This is a genomic window from Phyllobacterium sp. CCNWLW183 (genome assembly GCF_037203775.1).
Taxonomy (GTDB): domain Bacteria; phylum Pseudomonadota; class Alphaproteobacteria; order Rhizobiales; family Rhizobiaceae; genus Phyllobacterium; species Phyllobacterium ifriqiyense.
The window spans coordinates 468,838-485,548 of record NZ_JBBCBN010000002.1; the positions used below are offsets into that span (position 1 = coordinate 468,838).

At 54.3% G+C, this 16,711-nt stretch carries 15 protein-coding genes; 9 read left to right on the forward strand and 6 right to left on the reverse strand.

Features of this window, described 5'->3' with window-relative positions; translation table 11 throughout:
* Window positions 1-13: 13 nt before the first annotated feature.
* From V9K95_RS08075 to denD, 6 genes are all read right to left on the reverse strand, one after another.
* Window positions 14-913, reverse strand: coding sequence for a carbohydrate ABC transporter permease (locus V9K95_RS08075; protein WP_115054652.1), 900 nt, complete (start codon window positions 911-913; stop codon window positions 14-16).
* A gap of 17 nt (window positions 914-930) precedes the next feature.
* Window positions 931-1,857, reverse strand: a complete 927-nt coding sequence (locus V9K95_RS08080) for a carbohydrate ABC transporter permease (protein WP_442958541.1) — start codon at window positions 1,855-1,857, stop codon at window positions 931-933.
* A 132-nt stretch (window positions 1,858-1,989) separates the two neighbouring features.
* Window positions 1,990-3,306: an ABC transporter substrate-binding protein gene (locus V9K95_RS08085; RefSeq protein ID WP_115054654.1), complete on the reverse strand. Its 1,317-nt coding sequence runs from the start codon at window positions 3,304-3,306 to the stop codon at window positions 1,990-1,992.
* A 122-nt stretch (window positions 3,307-3,428) separates the two neighbouring features.
* Window positions 3,429-4,493, reverse strand: coding sequence for an ABC transporter ATP-binding protein (locus tag V9K95_RS08090; protein ID WP_307281900.1), 1,065 nt, complete (start codon window positions 4,491-4,493; stop codon window positions 3,429-3,431).
* 60 nt (window positions 4,494-4,553) lie between these two features.
* On the reverse strand, window positions 4,554-5,327 hold the full coding sequence (locus V9K95_RS08095; protein WP_115054656.1) for an SDR family oxidoreductase: 774 nt from the start codon (window positions 5,325-5,327) through the stop codon (window positions 4,554-4,556).
* Complete coding sequence (denD, locus tag V9K95_RS08100) at window positions 5,324-6,313, reverse strand: D-erythronate dehydrogenase (protein ID WP_336440225.1); 990 nt, start codon at window positions 6,311-6,313, stop codon at window positions 5,324-5,326. The genes V9K95_RS08095 and denD overlap by 4 nt, the downstream gene beginning before the upstream one ends.
* A gap of 208 nt (window positions 6,314-6,521) precedes the next feature.
* On the opposite strand from denD, the gene V9K95_RS08105 reads away from it, so the two are divergent.
* The 9 genes from V9K95_RS08105 (at window position 6,522) to V9K95_RS08145 (ending at window position 16,515) form a co-directional block, all read left to right on the forward strand.
* Window positions 6,522-7,547: a LacI family DNA-binding transcriptional regulator gene (locus V9K95_RS08105; RefSeq protein ID WP_307281906.1), complete on the forward strand. Its 1,026-nt coding sequence runs from the start codon at window positions 6,522-6,524 to the stop codon at window positions 7,545-7,547.
* A 260-nt stretch (window positions 7,548-7,807) separates the two neighbouring features.
* A complete protein-coding gene (locus V9K95_RS08110; protein WP_115054813.1) occupies window positions 7,808-8,572 on the forward strand; it encodes a DeoR/GlpR family DNA-binding transcription regulator in 765 nt (254 codons plus the stop codon).
* Between the two features lie 113 nt (window positions 8,573-8,685).
* Window positions 8,686-10,227: a glycerol-3-phosphate dehydrogenase gene (gene glpD / locus V9K95_RS08115; protein ID WP_307281909.1), complete on the forward strand. Its 1,542-nt coding sequence runs from the start codon at window positions 8,686-8,688 to the stop codon at window positions 10,225-10,227.
* Between the two features lie 144 nt (window positions 10,228-10,371).
* Window positions 10,372-11,454: an ABC transporter ATP-binding protein gene (locus V9K95_RS08120; protein WP_115054659.1), complete on the forward strand. Its 1,083-nt coding sequence runs from the start codon at window positions 10,372-10,374 to the stop codon at window positions 11,452-11,454.
* Window positions 11,455-11,457: 3 nt separating this feature from the next.
* Window positions 11,458-12,525 carry an ABC transporter ATP-binding protein gene (locus tag V9K95_RS08125; protein ID WP_307281913.1) on the forward strand — a complete coding sequence of 356 codons (1,068 nt, stop codon included), beginning with the start codon at window positions 11,458-11,460 and terminating at the stop codon, window positions 12,523-12,525.
* 2 nt (window positions 12,526-12,527) lie between these two features.
* Complete coding sequence (locus V9K95_RS08130) at window positions 12,528-13,394, forward strand: carbohydrate ABC transporter permease (RefSeq protein WP_115054661.1); 867 nt, start codon at window positions 12,528-12,530, stop codon at window positions 13,392-13,394.
* 79 nt (window positions 13,395-13,473) lie between these two features.
* Window positions 13,474-14,292: a carbohydrate ABC transporter permease gene (locus V9K95_RS08135; RefSeq protein WP_115054815.1), complete on the forward strand. Its 819-nt coding sequence runs from the start codon at window positions 13,474-13,476 to the stop codon at window positions 14,290-14,292.
* The gene (locus V9K95_RS08140; protein WP_307281917.1) at window positions 14,292-14,699 is read left to right on the forward strand and encodes a DUF2160 domain-containing protein; all 408 of its coding nucleotides are present in this window, start codon (window positions 14,292-14,294) and stop codon (window positions 14,697-14,699) included. The genes V9K95_RS08135 and V9K95_RS08140 overlap by 1 nt, the downstream gene beginning before the upstream one ends.
* 91 nt (window positions 14,700-14,790) lie before the next feature.
* Window positions 14,791-16,515, forward strand: coding sequence for an ABC transporter substrate-binding protein (locus V9K95_RS08145; protein ID WP_115054663.1), 1,725 nt, complete (start codon window positions 14,791-14,793; stop codon window positions 16,513-16,515).
* Window positions 16,516-16,711 lie beyond the last annotated feature (196 nt).

The following is a 16,711-nucleotide window of genomic DNA, read 5'->3' on the forward strand; positions in this document are numbered from 1 at the left end:
ACTCCTGGGGGACTTATTCCTTGACCGCACCGGTCATGGAAGAAACGTAATAATCGACAAAAAATGAGTAGAGGATGACAACGGGCAGCGACCCGAACAGTGCGCCCGCCATCAGTGAACCCCACTCGAAAACATCGCCTCGCACCAACTCCGTCAGCACACCGACCGGGACAGTCTTGTTCTCAGAGGATTGGATGAAGGTCAGCGCATAAATGAACTCATTCCAAGACAAAGTGAAGGCAAAAATACCGGCAGATATCAGTCCAGGCACTGCCAGCGGCAATATGACCCTGACCAGAATCTGCCAGCGCGACGCGCCATCCACCAAAGCGCTTTCCTCAAGCTCGAAGGGTATGGACCGGAAATAGCCCATGAGCAGCCATGTGCAGAAGGGGATGAGGAAGGTCGGATAGGTGAAGATCAATGCGAATTTGGTGTCGTAAATGCCAAATTTGAACACGATCACCGCCAACGGGATGAACAGGATCGACGGTGGCACCAGATAGGCAAGGAAGATCAAAAGGCCTACCGGGCGAGAGCCGGAAAAGCGCACACGCTCAATCGCATAGGCGGCGAAAACAGATGCGGCAAGCGACAGCACGGTCGCGCAGACCGATACGACAATCGTGTTCCATAACCAGCCTGGATAGGAGGTTTCGAACAGCAGATATTTAATATGGTCGAGCGTTGGCTTCACCACCCAGAACGGGCTGTAATTATTATAGTCCGTCAACTGGTCATTGGGCTTAACCGCGGTGATTGCCATCCAATAGAATGGAAACAGCAATACGATGATGAAGACCAGCAGAGGAAGGTAAAGCACGACAATGCGCCGTGGCAACCGGTTGAGATAGCTCATGCCCTGCGCTTCGTCGTTCAGCGGCTGGGCGTTTGTTTGCTCGGAAATGCTCATGATTGTCTCCCTCCCGTTCAATCTTGTCCGCCCTGTTGCCATTTGCGACGCTGAAGGCCGAAAAATGAGAACAGGATCGAAGCCAGAAGGAATGGAATCATCGCGACAGCAATCGCCGCGCCTTCGCCAAGCTGTCCGCCAGGTATGCCGCGCTGGAATGACAAGGTTGCCATCAGATGCGTTGCATTGACCGGGCCACCCTTGGTCAGCACGTAGATCAGCTGGAAATCGGTGAAGGTGAAAAGCACCGAGAACGTCATCACCACAGCGATGATGGGCGTGAGCATGGGCAAGGTTATAAAGCGGAAACGCTGCCAACCTGTCGCGCCGTCCAGTGATGCTGCTTCATGCAGCGATTGCGGAATTGTTTGCAGGCCGGCAAGCAGTGAGATCGCCACAAAAGGAATGCCGCGCCAGACATTGGCGGCAATCACCGAGGCACGCGCGTTGTTGGGATCACCAAGGAAATTGATAGGACCGTCGATCCAGCCAAGCTGCATCAGCGACCAGGAAATAATCGAAAACTGCGCATCATAAATCCACCAGAAGGCGAGGGCGGACAATACCGTCGGAACCACCCAGGGCAAGAGAATAATGGCGCGGAAGAATGATTTGAACGGCAGATGTTCGTTGAGGATCATCGCCAGCCAGAGGCCGAAACCGAATTTCAATATGGACGCGATAAAAGTATAGAGAACGGTGTTGTAAACGGCCATCCAGAAGACCGAGTCATTGGCAAGCGCCTGATAGTTTTCGATGCCGATAAAGACGCCGTCGCGACCGATCTTTGCGTCGGTAAAGCCGAGCCATACGCCCAGTCCGAGTGGATAGGTCAAAAAGCAGATGAGGAACACTGCCGCAGGCAGCATGAAGAACAGGCCGACCGCAGTATTGCTGCGGGCCATTGTGCCAAAGGCAGAGTTTCGTTTTGCAGTCGGCGTCATTGTCATCGGATATCTCCGGTTGCGTCGGCTTCGAAAGCAATTCCAGGAAAAGCAATAGCCGGTTTTCCGTCAGGAATTGCGAAACAAGAAAGCCTTCCGCCGCGTTGGACGGCGGAAGGCGTTTATGGCTGCTTAAGTGGCGTAGTAGCGATTTGCGCGCTTCTCCGCCTGTGCAATGGCATCCTCTGCGGTCATCTGACCGGTCACGGCTGTCGCATACATATCGACGAGCACGTAATCGGCCATGACGCCCGCCGATGCTGTTCCCAGCGGTCCGGCAAAACCGTTCGGGCGAAGCGTTTCGGAAGCCCGCGCATAGGCTTCGTGGATCGGAACGGACTTCCACACCGGATTGCTTGCATATTCCTTCAAGGGTTGGCAGCAATAAGCGCTGGCACCCTCGATCCAGGCGTTCATATTTTCGGCCTGATACATGAATTGCAGGTAGGCCTTTGCAGCTTCCGGGAACTTTGTGTGCTTGAAGATCGAAATCGTTGAAGTCTGATGCAGCTCGATCGACTTGCCGACCGGACCGATTGGCAGGTTTGTCGAACGCATGTCTTCAAGGATATCCGCCATGGACGGATCTTTCTTGGCGGCATAATACACCGACACGCCATTTGCCGTCAGCGATACCTGCCGTGCAAGGAAGGCGCGGTTATTATTGACATCCTGCCAGCTTTCCGTGCCTGGAATGAAGGTCTTGTAGAGTTCCTGCGCATATTTGACCGATGCGAGCGTTTCAGGGCTGTTGAGGACAACTTTACCGCTTTCATCGACGATCATGCCGCCATGGCTCCAAAGCAACCAATGAGCGTAATTATTGCCGTCGCCCACTGCCTTGCCGTGCGGAAAGCCAGCCGGTGTGCCTTTTGCCTGCAAGGCCTTGCACAATTCAAGGAAGCCTGCAGTGTCCTTCGGAAACTCCTGGAAGCCCGCGGCTTTCATATGACTGTCGCGGTAAACGACCGCGTTGCCGATGGCGCAAAGCGGAAGCGCAATGAACTTGCCGTCGCGTTTGGCATAGCCTTCAAGGCCGGCATACCAGCCGCCATGCGCGCCACCCAGATATTCGCCAAGCTCAGTCACATCGACCAGCTTGTCCGGATATTGCTGCGGATCATCGAACCAGCTCATCACCATATCCGGGCCGGAGCCGACATTGGCGGCAACGGCAGCTTTCGGACGAACGTCCTCCCAGCTTTCCTTGTCGACCCGTACCTGCACGCCAGTCGCCTCAGTGAATTTCTTGGTGTTGGCAAGCCATGCGGCTTCTTCGGCTGGAACAAATGGAACCCAGCGCAGCAGGCGCAATGTGGCGCCTTCTTCCGGTTTGTAGGTTGGTGCTGCGGCTTGAGCAAAGGCAGGCGTAAGCCCGAAACGGTTGAGCCCTGCGGCAGCGACTAGTCCGGCTGATGCGCCGAGAAGATGTCTTCTGTTAATGGTCATTCTTGCTCCTCCTTGGTTGTAAAAGGCCTTCAAAATGCTCCCACATTCTGGGCCACGGGCTATGTCGGTGCTTTATGACGAAGACCTGCTACCGACCGGCAGGCACCGCTTATGCTAGAGCTCTAGACCAGGCGCTTGCCGGTCTCTGCATCGAACAGATAGGTCGCTTCCGCATGTATGGAGAGGCCGACTGTCTCGCCCGGCTTTGCATTTATGCGTTGATGGAAAACGCCGGTGACGAGATCGCCGCCAACCCGCATGATCATTTGCGTTTCCGAACCCGTTGGCTCAATCACCACCACTTCGGCAGGTATGCCGCCATCGACGATTGTCATGTGTTCGGGCCGCAAACCATAAATCAATGCGCGTCCCTTGGCGCTCTCCGGCGCTTTGGCAACGGGCAATTCGACACCATTATCGGTCTTGAATTTCAGCGTGCTGTTTGGATCGAGCTTGCCTTTGATCATGTTCATGGCAGGCGAGCCGATGAAGCTGGCAACAAAAAGATTTGCCGGCTGATCATAAAGTTCGAGCGGTGCGCCGATCTGCTCGACCAGACCGTCATGCATGACGACGATCTTGTCGGCCATGGTCATGGCTTCGATCTGGTCATGCGTGACATAGACCGTGGTGGTTTTCAGCCGTTGGTGCAGTTCCTTGATTTCAGCGCGCATGGCGACGCGCAGCTTGGCATCCAGATTGGACAAGGGCTCGTCAAACAGGAAAACCTGCGGATCGCGCACAATTGCGCGGCCCATGGCAACGCGTTGGCGCTGGCCTCCGGAAAGCTGGCGCGGAAAACGGTCCAGCAGCGGGGTGAGGCCGAGAATTTCCGCCGCAGGTTTTACGCGTTTTTCAATTTCCGCCTTTGATGCGCGTTTCAGCGTCAGCGAAAAAGCCATGTTATCGGCAACAGTCATATGCGGATAAAGCGCATAGTTCTGGAAGACCATGGCAATGTCGCGCTCCTTTGGAGCGAGACCATTGACAACCTGGCCGCCGATCTTGATTTCTCCTGCCGAGATATTCTCCAGCCCGGCCAGCATTCGCAGCAAGGTGGACTTACCGCAGCCCGATGGTCCAACAAGGATGACGAATTCGCCATCTTCAATCTTGATATCCACACCCTTGATGACCGGGTGGGTACCGAATGATTTTCGTACGTCGGCGAATTCAACCGATGCCATGCGCTCTCCTCCAGAAATTATGTTTGGACATCACTTCTCCCAAAGCGCTGCCCCTCTGCTTTACCCGCGTCCGACCAGCGGCATTTTAGTTGCCATGATCGTCATTGTCAGTACGTTCGCGTCCAGTGGCAGGCTTGCCATATAGACAACAGCATCGCCAATGTGATGCGCCGGTATGGTTGGCTCACTGGCGATCTCGCCATTTGCCTGCATCACGCCGCCCGCCATTTTCGATGTCATCTCAGTCGTGGCATTGCCAATATCGATCTGCCCACAAGCAATATCGAACGGTCTGCCATCCAGTGCCGTCGATTTGGTCATGCCGGTCACGGCATGTTTCGTCGCCGTATAGGGCGCTGTATTGGGGCGCGGAGTCTGGGCTGAAATCGAGCCATTATTGATAATGCGGCCGCCTCGGGGCGATTGTGCTTTCATCAGCTTCATCGCCTGCTGGGTGCAAAGAAATACACCTGTCAGATTGGCGCCGACGATTGAGGTCCAGTGCTCGAAAGTCAACTCTTCCATGGCAATGTTCGGGACATTGATACCCGCATTATTGACCAGAAGATCCAGCCGCCCATACTCGCTCTTGATCGCCTCAAAAAGCGCTGCGACAGAGTGGGGATCGCTGACATCCGCGGTGATCGGCTTGACCGTGCCGCCAGTATCTTTGGCCAAAGCATTGGCCGCATCGTCAAGCACGTCTTGGCGCCTGCCGGAAATGACCACCGTATAGCCAACGCCGAGCAATGCGGTCGTAATAGCCTTGCCGACGCCTGTGCCGCCACCTGTCACCAGCGCAATTTTTCCCTTGCCCGAATCGATCACGCTCATACTGGAATCTTTCCGCCGAGTTCGTCGTCAATATGCGCTTTGATAATGTCGTCAAAGGCGGTCTCTGCCTTGAAACCAAGCTTGCTGGCTCGCGACGTATCAAAATCCGTTGCCCAGCCGGACACGATTTTCTGGATCGTGGCATCGGGCTCACGGCGGATGAGTTTGACTGCCTTGTCACCTGCAACGCGCTGAAGAGCGGCAATTTCTTCGCCAACAAGCGCCGAAAGGCCGGGCATGGAAAGATTGCGCCTTGGACCGACCTGTTCAAGGTCTAGCGTTGCGGCGTGGATAAAGAAGCCGACCGCCGAACGCGGGCTGGCAAACCAGTGCCGCACATTCTCATCGACGGGAAGAATTGCTTCCTGTCCCGATAGCGGCTCGCGCAGAATATTGGAGAAAAATCCCGATGCCGCTTTATTCGGCTTGCCAGGGCGAATGCAGATTGTGGGCAGGCGAATGCCGATCCCGTCAAAAAAACCTCTGCGGCTGTAGTCTGAAAGCAAAAGCTCCGAAATTGCTTTTTGCGTGCCATAGCTCGTGAGTGGTGTCGTAAAAAACTCGTCGCCGATCTTGTCGGGGAAAGGCGCGCCGAAAACCGCGATGGAGGAGGCAAATATAACACGCGGCTTGTAAGGCGCTTTTTGGCCCTCACTGCGGATGGCTTCGAAAAGCCAGCGCGTGCCATCGAGATTGATCTTGTAGCCCTTCTCGAAATCGGCTTCCGCTTCGCCTGAAACGATTGCTGCCAGATGGAAGATCATGTCCGGACGGGCGGCAACGAGCCTGTCTGCCACACCGGGATCGGACAAATCAGCGGCAATTGTCTGCGCAATACCGGCAAAGGTTGCCGGTGCTACGGGTTCGAAAACATCAACCAGTGTCAGCTTGTCTATGTCGGATCCAAGCGCGCCCGGTTCGGCAGCGATCTTGTCCAGAAGCTTGCGGCCAACCATTCCGGCTGCGCCGATCACCAAAACATGCATATGCGGTATTCCTCCCTCAAGCCCCTCCCGGGCTTAAAACAATTCCAGCAGAATGGACCCGGTTTTCGTCCGGAATTGTGAAAACAAGCCAGCGACTGAACATTTGTATGTTAGCGCTGTCATAAAGTTATGCACACTGACTAGCGTTCATCAAGCGTTTTATGGTAGCGCTGTCATTATTCTTGGAAAATGCTCTGGATTCGAGCCTATGACCCGCAAGAGAAATGCCAATCGAAACGCCGGTGCACCGACTTTGGCGGATGTGGCGCGGCTGGCTGGCATGAGTGAGATCACGGTTTCACGCGTCGTTCGCAATCAAGGTCCCATTGCGGATGCGACGCGAACACGCGTCTTGGCCGCCATTTCCCAGCTTGGCTATATTCCCAATCGCGCTGCGGGGAGCCTCGCTTCCGCCGCTTCGACATTGATGACTGTGCTCTTGCCATCATTGTCGAACATTGTCTTTCCCGATGTCCTGCGCGGAATCCACACTGCTATCACCGAAACAGGGTTTCAGTCGGTCATTGGTGTTACCGATTATGATCCGCTGATTGAAGAGCGTATTCTTCTGTCATTTCTTGCCTGGCAACCAGCCGCTGTGATTCTGGCCGGCTTGCATCACACGCCCACAGCGCGAAAACACCTCGAGCAGGGCCGGTTCCGCGTTGCGGAGCTTATGGACATTGATGGCGATCCTGTGGATATAGCTGTCGGCATGTCACATCGGCAGGCTGGCTATGAAACCGGGCGGCACCTTATTGAGCGCGGATACCGAAGATTTGGCTATGCCGGTCATATGTTGATTTCCGATGACCGTGCAAAGGCGCGCTATCAGGGGCTGTGTGAAGCCTTAAGGGAGGCTGGTCTTTCGCTCGTCGGCGAAATGCGTGTCCCCGGCGGCGGCTCGACAATAGCCGGGCGGGAGCTTCTGGAAAAACTGCTTGCAGCCCATCCCGATTTGGATGTCGTGATTTTCCCTAATGACGACATGGCTATGGGCGGTATTTTCTACTGCATCCATGCGGGAATTGTCATCAAAGAGAGGCTCGGCATATTCGGCTTCAATGGGCTGGATATCGGGCAGGCAATGCCTCTGCCGCTCTCAACTATTCTTTCCAAGCGATTTCTGATTGGCAAAACTGCGGCGGAAAAGCTGCTTGAAAGCCGCGAGCGTCCCCCGGAAAAAACCATTATCAATACTGGTTTTGACATTATCGAGGGCGCTACTGCTTAGGTGCAGCAGCTTCGTGCGTGGTTCGACAAGCTCACCATGAGGGAAGGTAATGGGCTGCATGATTAACGGCCAGCGGTGCAAATCTTGACTCCTGCAATCCTCAACTTCCCTCATGGTGAGCTTGTCGAACCACGCACACCAATCATGCAGGCAGTAATTCCCACCCACCTTTAAAATGCCTTTCGCTTTACTCACGATTGACATAAAGCAATTTTCGTTTTCGTATAGACACTACAAAAACGAAAATGAAAGCTGGTTCCATGTTCCTCGCTCCCAGACATGCCGAAATTCTGGAGATGGCCAAGGAGCATGGTCGCGTCCTTGTTGATGATCTGGCAATGCATTTCAATGTAACGCCGCAGACCATCCGCAAAGACCTGAACGATCTTTGCGACCAGCGCCTGCTTAACCGTATTCATGGCGGCGCTTTATTTCCTTCAGGCGTGCAAAATCTGGAATATGAGGCGCGGCGCTTGATAGCAGCGGGCGAGAAGGAAGCCATAGGTAAAGCTGCCGCTGAGTTGATCCCCGACAATGCATCGCTGTTTGTGAATATCGGCACGACGACAGAGGCTGTTGGACAGGCCTTGCTGGACCGTAAAGGTCTAATGATAATCACCAATAATATAAATGTTGCCAACAGGTTACGAATTTACCCCGATATTGAGGTGGTCATTGCCGGCGGTGTCGTGCGTGGCTCCGATGGCGGTATAGTCGGCGAGGCAGCGGTCGATTTCATCCGCCAGTTCAAGGTGGATTTCGCTGTTATAGGAACCTCGGCAATCGACAGTGATGGCGCATTGCTTGATTTTGATTTTCGCGAGGTCAAAGTCGCGCAGGCGATCATGGCCAATGCGCGCCACGTGATCCTTGTCTCGGACTCGACCAAGTTCGAGCGCACTGCACCCGTTCGCATCGGCCACTTGTCGCAGGTCAACACCTTCATTACCGACCGCTGCGAAAGTGAGGCAATACGCCGGATATGCAGCGATGCAGACGTCAGATTGATCGAAACATCTGTCTGAAACCGGCTCTTGTGCGCTCTTCCATTGCGCGCTATAGTTCATTTTAGTTTCGTATTGCTTTCGCAATTATAGCTTTTTCATTTCGCATATGCGAAGAGATGGTGCGTTGCGAAATGAGGGTGGGGAAATTGAAGGGTCAGGTTTACGATATCTTCGTTATAGGCGGCGGCATTAATGGCTGCGGCATTGCGCGTGACGCTGTGGGCCGCGGCTATTCGGTTTTCCTTGCCGAGATGAACGACCTTGCCAGCGGCACCTCCTCCGGTTCGACAAAGCTTATCCACGGTGGTTTGCGTTATCTCGAACATTATGAATTCCGCCTTGTGCGCGAATCGTTGATGGAGCGTGAAGTTCTCTGGGCCTGCGCGCCGCATATTATCTGGCCCATGCGTTTCGTGCTTCCGCATCATAAAGGCCTGCGTCCGGCATGGCTGCTGCGGCTTGGTCTTTTCCTTTATGATCACATTGGCGGACGCAAGAAGCTTCCGGTAACCCGTACTCTGGATATGACGCGCGATCCGGCCGCAAAGCCGCTGAAGTCGCTTTATACCAAGGCTTTCGAATATTCCGATTGCTGGGTTAATGATGCGCGCTTCGTGGCGCTCAACGCCCGCGATGCCGCCGATCGAGGTGCGGTCATCCGCACGCGGACAAAAGTTGTAAGTGCGATGCGCGGTGCCGATCATTGGACGCTGACATTGCAGGATACTTTGACCGGCGCCAAGGAAGATGTGCAGGCAAAGCTCGTCGTCAATGCTGCCGGACCTTGGGTTGATGAAGTTCTGACCGGCGTAGTGGGCAGCAATGATGCGCATAATGTACGCCTGGTGCAGGGCAGCCATATCGTCGTAAAGAAAAAGTTCGACGATCCACGGGCCTATTTTTTCCAGAATACAGATGGGCGTATTATCTTCGCCATTCCCTATGAGCAGGATTTCACGCTGATTGGTACAACCGATCAGGATTATCACGGCAATCCGGCGGACGTGAAAATCAGCGATACCGAAATTGATTATCTTTGTGCAGCGGCCAGCGAATATTTTGTCGAGCCGGTGAAGCGCGAAGATGTGGTCTGGACCTATTCGGGTGTGCGTCCGCTTTATGATGATGGTGCGTCCAAGGCGCAGGAAGCAACGCGCGATTACGTATTGAAAACCGATGCGTCGGACGGCCGGGCGCCGATCTTGAACATTTTTGGTGGCAAGATCACCACATATCGGCGTCTGTCCGAGCATATGCTTGAGAAAATTGAAGACCAGCTTGGCAAGCGTGGTAAGCCATGGACGGCAACCGGTACGCTGCCCGGCGGGAATTTCGCAGTAAACGCATTCGACAGTGAATTGCAGATATTGAAGTCTGACTATCCGTTTCTGACAGCTGCCCATGCACATCGGCTTTTCCGGCTTTATGGCACCAAGGCACGTGTGCTGCTTGGAAATGCAAAATCGCTTGGCGATTTGGGTAAGCATTTTGGATCGGATCTTTACGAGGCGGAAATACGCTATCAAATTGAGCATGAATGGGCGCTTACCGCGCAGGACGTGCTGTGGCGCAGGACCAAAAGAGGCTTGCATTTGAGCGCCGATGAAGCGGCTGCTCTCGATCAATTCATGGAAGGTGCAGTCGACAGGCGGCGCGCCATGGCTGCAGAATAAATATACTGCTGAGGCGCGGTAAACGCGCATCGGCTCAAGAGCAATTCCAGGAAGGTGGGGTTTTCCGTCCGGAATTGCGTAAAGGCAAAGAGTTAGAGCGCTTCCCGTTTCTGTTTGGGTGGAAGTGCTTCGGGAGGAGAAGTAATGCTGGAATTGCGAAATGTATCCAAAATGGTGAGCGGCAAGCTCCACCTCAGCGATATATCGCTGACTTTGGAACATGCGACGCTGAATGTGTTGCTTGGACCCACTCTGTCCGGCAAAACCAGCCTCATGCGCATCATGGCAGGTCTCGATGTGCCAACTTCCGGCTCTGTCTGGTTCGATGGTCAGGATGTGACGGGCGTTCCGGTTCAAAAGCGCTCGGTTGCCATGGTTTATCAGCAGTTTATCAATTATCCGGCCTTCACGGTCTATGAGAACATTGCTTCGCCAATGCGTGTTGCCGGTGCTGACAAGGCAACTATTGATCGCGAAGTGCGCAAGGCCGCTGAAATCCTCAAGCTTACGCCCTATCTCGACCGCACGCCGCTTAGCCTGTCCGGCGGCCAGCAGCAGCGCACTGCGCTTGCGCGGGCCATCGTCAAAAACGCCAAGCTGGTGCTGCTCGATGAGCCTTTGGCCAATCTTGACTATAAGCTGCGCGAAGAGCTGCGTCAGGAATTGCCCCGCATCTTTGCCGAATCCGGCACGATCTTTGTTTATGCGACCACTGAGCCGCATGAAGCCTTGCTGCTCGGCGGCAGCACGGCAACCCTCTCCGAGGGGCGGGTAACACAGTTTGGTTCCACAATTGATGTGTTCCGCAAACCGGATGATCTTATCACGGCGCAGACCTTCGCCGACCCGCCGCTGAACACAATTGCCTTGGCAAAGTTCGGCAAGGCATTCCAGCTGGAAGGCGGCGTTACCCTGCCGATCCCGTCGCATCTGACCGATATCGCTGACGGCACCTATACGATCGGCTTCCAGCCGCACCACATCAATACGGTTCGCGGCAGTGCCGATGAAATCGGATTGAAGGCCCGCGTGACAGCCACTGAAATTACCGGTTCGGAAAGCTTCGTCCATCTGTCCTTCGCCGATGCGCGCTGGACAATGCTCGCTCACGGCATCCACATTTACACGCCCGATGAAGAAATCGACATTTTCATCGACCCGCGCAACCTGATGATCTTCGACGGCAGCGGCAATTCCATTCGCCGCCAGCAGAAATTGGCGGCATAGATAATGGCACGTATTGATCTCAACCATATCCGCCACGCCTACGGTCCTAATCCGAAGTCGGATAAGGACTATGCGCTGCGCGAGGTCCACCATAGCTGGGAAGATGGCGGTGCCTATGCGCTGCTGGGACCTTCCGGTTGCGGCAAGACCACGCTGCTCAACATCATTTCAGGCCTGATCCATCCGTCCCATGGACAATTGCTGTTCAACGGTCAGGATGTCACCAACCTTTCGACGCAGGAACGCAACATCGCACAGGTGTTCCAGTTCCCGGTCATCTACGACACCATGACGGTTTACGATAATCTTGCCTTCCCCCTGCGTAATCGCGGCGTTGCGGAATCCGAGATCGACGTCAAGGTGCGCGAGACGCTGGAGATGATCGATCTTGCTAGCTGGTCCGGCAAGAAAGCCCGTGGTCTGACGGCGGATCAGAAGCAGAAGATATCGCTCGGTCGCGGCCTTGTCCGGTCTGATGTGAACGCTATCCTTTTCGATGAGCCGCTGACCGTGATTGACCCCCATATGAAATGGGTTCTTCGCTCACAGCTGAAGCAGCTGCATCAGCGTTTTGGCTATACAATGGTTTATGTCACGCATGATCAGACGGAAGCGCTGACTTTCGCCCAGAAAGTCGTCGTCATGTATGATGGCGAGATCGTGCAGATCGGTACGCCAGAAGAATTGTTCGAGCGGCCAAAGCATACCTTCGTTGGTTATTTCATCGGCTCGCCAGGCATGAATGTCATGCCGGTCAAGCTTGCAGGCGGAATGGCGCAAATTGGTGCGCACGCAATACAACTTCCTACACCTGTTACCCCCGCCGATGCGAAGAAAATCGAGCTTGGTATCCGCCCGGAATATATCCGCATCGGTCGTTCCGGCATGCCGGTAAAAATTGCCAAAGTGGAAGATATTGGACGACACAAGATCGTGCGTACCCGACTTGAAAATCAGGACATTGCCGTCATCGTTGGCGAAGGCGAGGATATCCCTGCCGATCCGCACATCACCTTCGACCCGAAGGGCATAAATATCTATGCCGATAGCTGGCGCGTGGGAGGGTTATAATCATGGAAAAAACCTGGAACAATAAAGCCTGGTTTATGGTCCTGCCGGTTTTGCTGCTCGTGGCTTTCTCGGCAGTCATCCCGCTGATGACCGTGGTCAATTATTCAGTGCAGGATACGTTCGGCAATAACCAGTTCTTCTGGGCCGGCACAGAATGGTTCACGGAAATGCTCACTTCCGAGCGCTTCCATTCGGCTCTTGGTCGCAACCTCTTCTTCTCGTTCATTATCCTTCTCATCGAGATTCCGCTGGGGATCGTCATTGCGCTGAATATGCCGCGCAAGGGTTGGGGTGTTCCGGTTTGTCTCGTGCTGATGGCTTTGCCGTTGCTTATTCCGTGGAATGTGGTTGGTACGATCTGGCAGGTGTTCGGGCGTGTTGATATCGGCTTGCTCGGCCATACGCTGGAACGCCTCGGGATCAACTATAATTATGTGCAGAATCCGCTGCATGCCTGGTTCACGGTCATCATTATGGATGTCTGGCACTGGACCAGCCTGGTCGTGCTGCTGTGCTATGCCGGGCTGGTTTCGATCCCCGATGCCTTTTATCAGGCGGCAAAGATTGATGGTGCATCGCGCTGGGCAGTGTTTCGCTACATTCAGTTGCCAAAGATGAACCGTGTGCTTTTGATCGCCGTTCTGCTGCGCTTCATGGACAGTTTCATGATCTATACCGAACCCTTCGTCGTCACAGGTGGTGGTCCCGGCAACTCGACCACTTTCCTGTCCATTGATCTGGTCAAGATGGCGGTTGGCCAGTTCGATCTTGGACCGGCGGCAGCCATGTCGCTCATCTACTTCCTTATTATCCTCCTGATGTCATGGGTGTTCTACACCGTCATGACCAATTATGATGCGGAGCGCTGAGATGTCAGAATCTGTCGCCCGTACCGCAGTTAGTGTCAGCCCTGAACAGGCCAGAATGGATAAGGCTCTTGCCCGCCGCATGCGCAAGCGCGGGGATGAATCGAAATTCTGGTGGTTGATCCCGACGCTTTACATCTTTTTCCTGATGCTGCCGATCTATTGGCTCATCAATATGAGCTTCAAAACCAATCAGGAGATTTTGGGAAACTTTTCCCTTTGGCCGCAAAGTCCGACCTTGCGGAACTATGCGGTCATCTTCACGGATCCCTCATGGTATAAGGGTTATATCAACTCGATCATTTATGTGGGCATGAACACAGTGATTTCGGTGCTGGTCGCCTTGCCTGCGGCCTATGCCTTTTCGCGCTACCGGTTCCTCGGCGACAAGCATTTGTTCTTCTGGCTTTTGACCAATCGCATGGCACCGCCAGCTGTTTTTGCGCTGCCATTCTTCCAGCTTTATTCGGCCTTCGGCTTGATCGATACGCATATCGCCGTTGCTCTGGCGCATTGTCTGTTCAACGTGCCGCTGGCTGTGTGGATTCTGGAAGGCTTCATGTCGGGCGTGCCAAAGGAAATCGACGAGACCGCCTATATTGACGGCTATTCCTTTCCGCGCTTCTTCGTGAAGATATTCATTCCGCTGATCGCAAGCGGCATCGGCGTTGCTGCCTTCTTCTGCTTCATGTTCTCATGGGTGGAATTGCTTATTGCCCGCACGTTGACGACGACTGCGGCAAAACCAATCGCTGCTATCATGACGCGCACGGTTTCTGCGTCGGGCATGGATTGGGGCGTGCTGGCTGCGGCCGGCGTCTTGACCATCATTCCCGGCGCCATCGTGATCTACTTCGTCCGCAACTATATCGCCAAGGGCTTTGCCCTGGGGAGGGTGTAATGGAAAACACACGGCGTTGGCCTCTGGCGCTTCTCGCTGTTCTTGCGGCCTATGCAATCTTGGCGGGCCTGCTTGTCACAGCTGTGCCGTTGAAAAGCGGTGCGCGGGATTGGTTCGGAGCACTTGCAGGTGGCGGCTGGATGGCCTGGACATTTCCGACAGCGCTGTTTTTCCTGACCATCTTTGCGCTCATATCGCTGATGGCGGTCTGGGAATATGCCTCGCCGGGCGGCAATCCGCGCATCGGCATATTACGCTTTGAAACCACGCGCGGCGACAGGCTTTTCGTGTCGCTGCTCGGCAGTGCTTTTATCCACCTCGCCTGGCTCGGTCTCGTTGGCCCGAATATCTGGTGGGCTCTAGCAATCTCTGTGGTCTACGCCATTGGCGTATTCCGCTTTGTCTAAAGCATCGGACTGAAATCCGATGCCCTAAATTGAAGGTCTGGCATCCGCCAGTCATTCAACACCTGCAAATCGCAACTCTGGGAGGACTGAAATGCGAACGCGAATTCTAACGACAACAACAGCACTTGCGCTGCTATTGGGGGCGGGAAGTGCCTATGCGGGCATGGACGAAGCCAAAGCTTTTCTCGACAAGGAAATCGGCGATATGTCGACCCTTGATCGGGCTGCGCAGGAAAAGGAAATGCAGTGGTTTATCGATGCTGCAAAGCCTTTCGCAGGCATGGATATCAAGGTGGTTTCGGAAACGATTACCACCCATGAATATGAGTCCAAAACTCTGGCTAAAGCATTCACTGATATTACCGGCATCAAGATCACCCATGATCTCATCGGTGAAGGCGATGTCGTTGAGAAGCTGCAGACACAAATGCAGTCCGGCGAAAACGTCTATGATGCTTACGTCAATGATAGCGATCTGATCGGCACGCATTGGCGCTACCAGCAGGCACGCAGCCTGACCGACTGGATGGCCAATGAAGGCAAGGACGTTACCAATCCTGGTCTTGATCTGGCTGACTTTATCGGCACCAAGTTCACGACTGCTCCTGATGGCAAGCTGTATCAGTTGCCGGACCAGCAGTTCGCGAACCTTTATTGGTTCCGCTATGACTGGTTCAACGACGAAAAGAACAAGGCCGACTTCAAGGCGAAGTATGGTTATGACCTCGGTGTGCCGGTCAATTGGTCAGCCTATGAAGACATTGCCGAATTCTTCACCGGTCGCGAGATCGACGGCAAGAAAGTCTATGGTCACATGGACTATGGCAAGAAGGACCCATCGCTCGGTTGGCGCTTCACCGATGCCTGGCTCTCCATGGCAGGCAATGGTGACAAGGGTCTTCCAAACGGTTTGCCCGTCGATGAATGGGGCATCAAGGTCAACGAAAAGTCACAGCCGGTCGGCTCCTGCGTTGCGCGCGGCGGTGATACCAACGGCCCGGCTTCCGTCTATTCCATCCAGAAATATCTTGACTGGATGAAGGCCTATGCACCGCCGGAAGCGCAGGGCATGACCTTCTCGGAATCCGGTCCCGTTCCTGCACAGGGCAATGTTGCCCAGCAGATATTCTGGTACACGGCCTTCACTGCCGACATGGTCAAAAAGGGCCTGCCGGTCATGAATGATGATGGCACGCCGAAATGGCGCATGGCTCCTTCGCCACATGGCGTTTACTGGAAAGACGGCATGAAGCTTGGTTATCAGGATGTGGGTTCCTGGACCTTGCTGAAGTCGACACCGGATGATCGCGCCAAGGCAGCTTGGCTCTACGCCCAGTTCGTCACATCAAAGACTGTGGACGTCAAGAAGAGCCATGTAGGTCTGACCTTGATCCGCGAAAGCTCCATCCAGCATGAAAGCTTCACCAAGCGCGCTCCGGAGCTTGGTGGTCTGATCGAGTTCTATCGTTCGCCTGCCCGTGTTCAGTGGTCGCCAACCGGCACCAACGTTCCTGACTATCCAAAGCTGGCTCAGCTATGGTGGCAGGCAATCGGCGATGCATCCTCCGGTGCCAAGACTGCACAGGAAGCGATGGACTCACTTTGCGCCGAGCAGGAAAAGGTCATGGAACGTCTGGAACGCGCTGGCATTCAGGGCGATATTGGACCGAAAATGGCTGAAGAACATGATCTTGCCTACTGGAATGCCGATGCGGTCAAGAATGGCCACCTCGCACCACAGTTGAAGATCGAAAACGAAAAAGAAAAGCCCCAGACCATCAATTATGACGAACTGGTCAAGAGCTGGAACAAGTAAGCTTGAGGCATTGAGGGGAGGGGGCGGCGCTTCGGCGCCGCCCTTTTTCTTTGGTATATTGCGATTGCCCTAGAATAGAAGCAACAAGGGCGGCATCATCTACCGCCCTTGTTTATCGCTCCTAAAACCGCACGCTCAGATCGGCCTTGATGGCATTGTCATGTGACTGGCTGGAGAACTGGCCGGTATAGCTGAC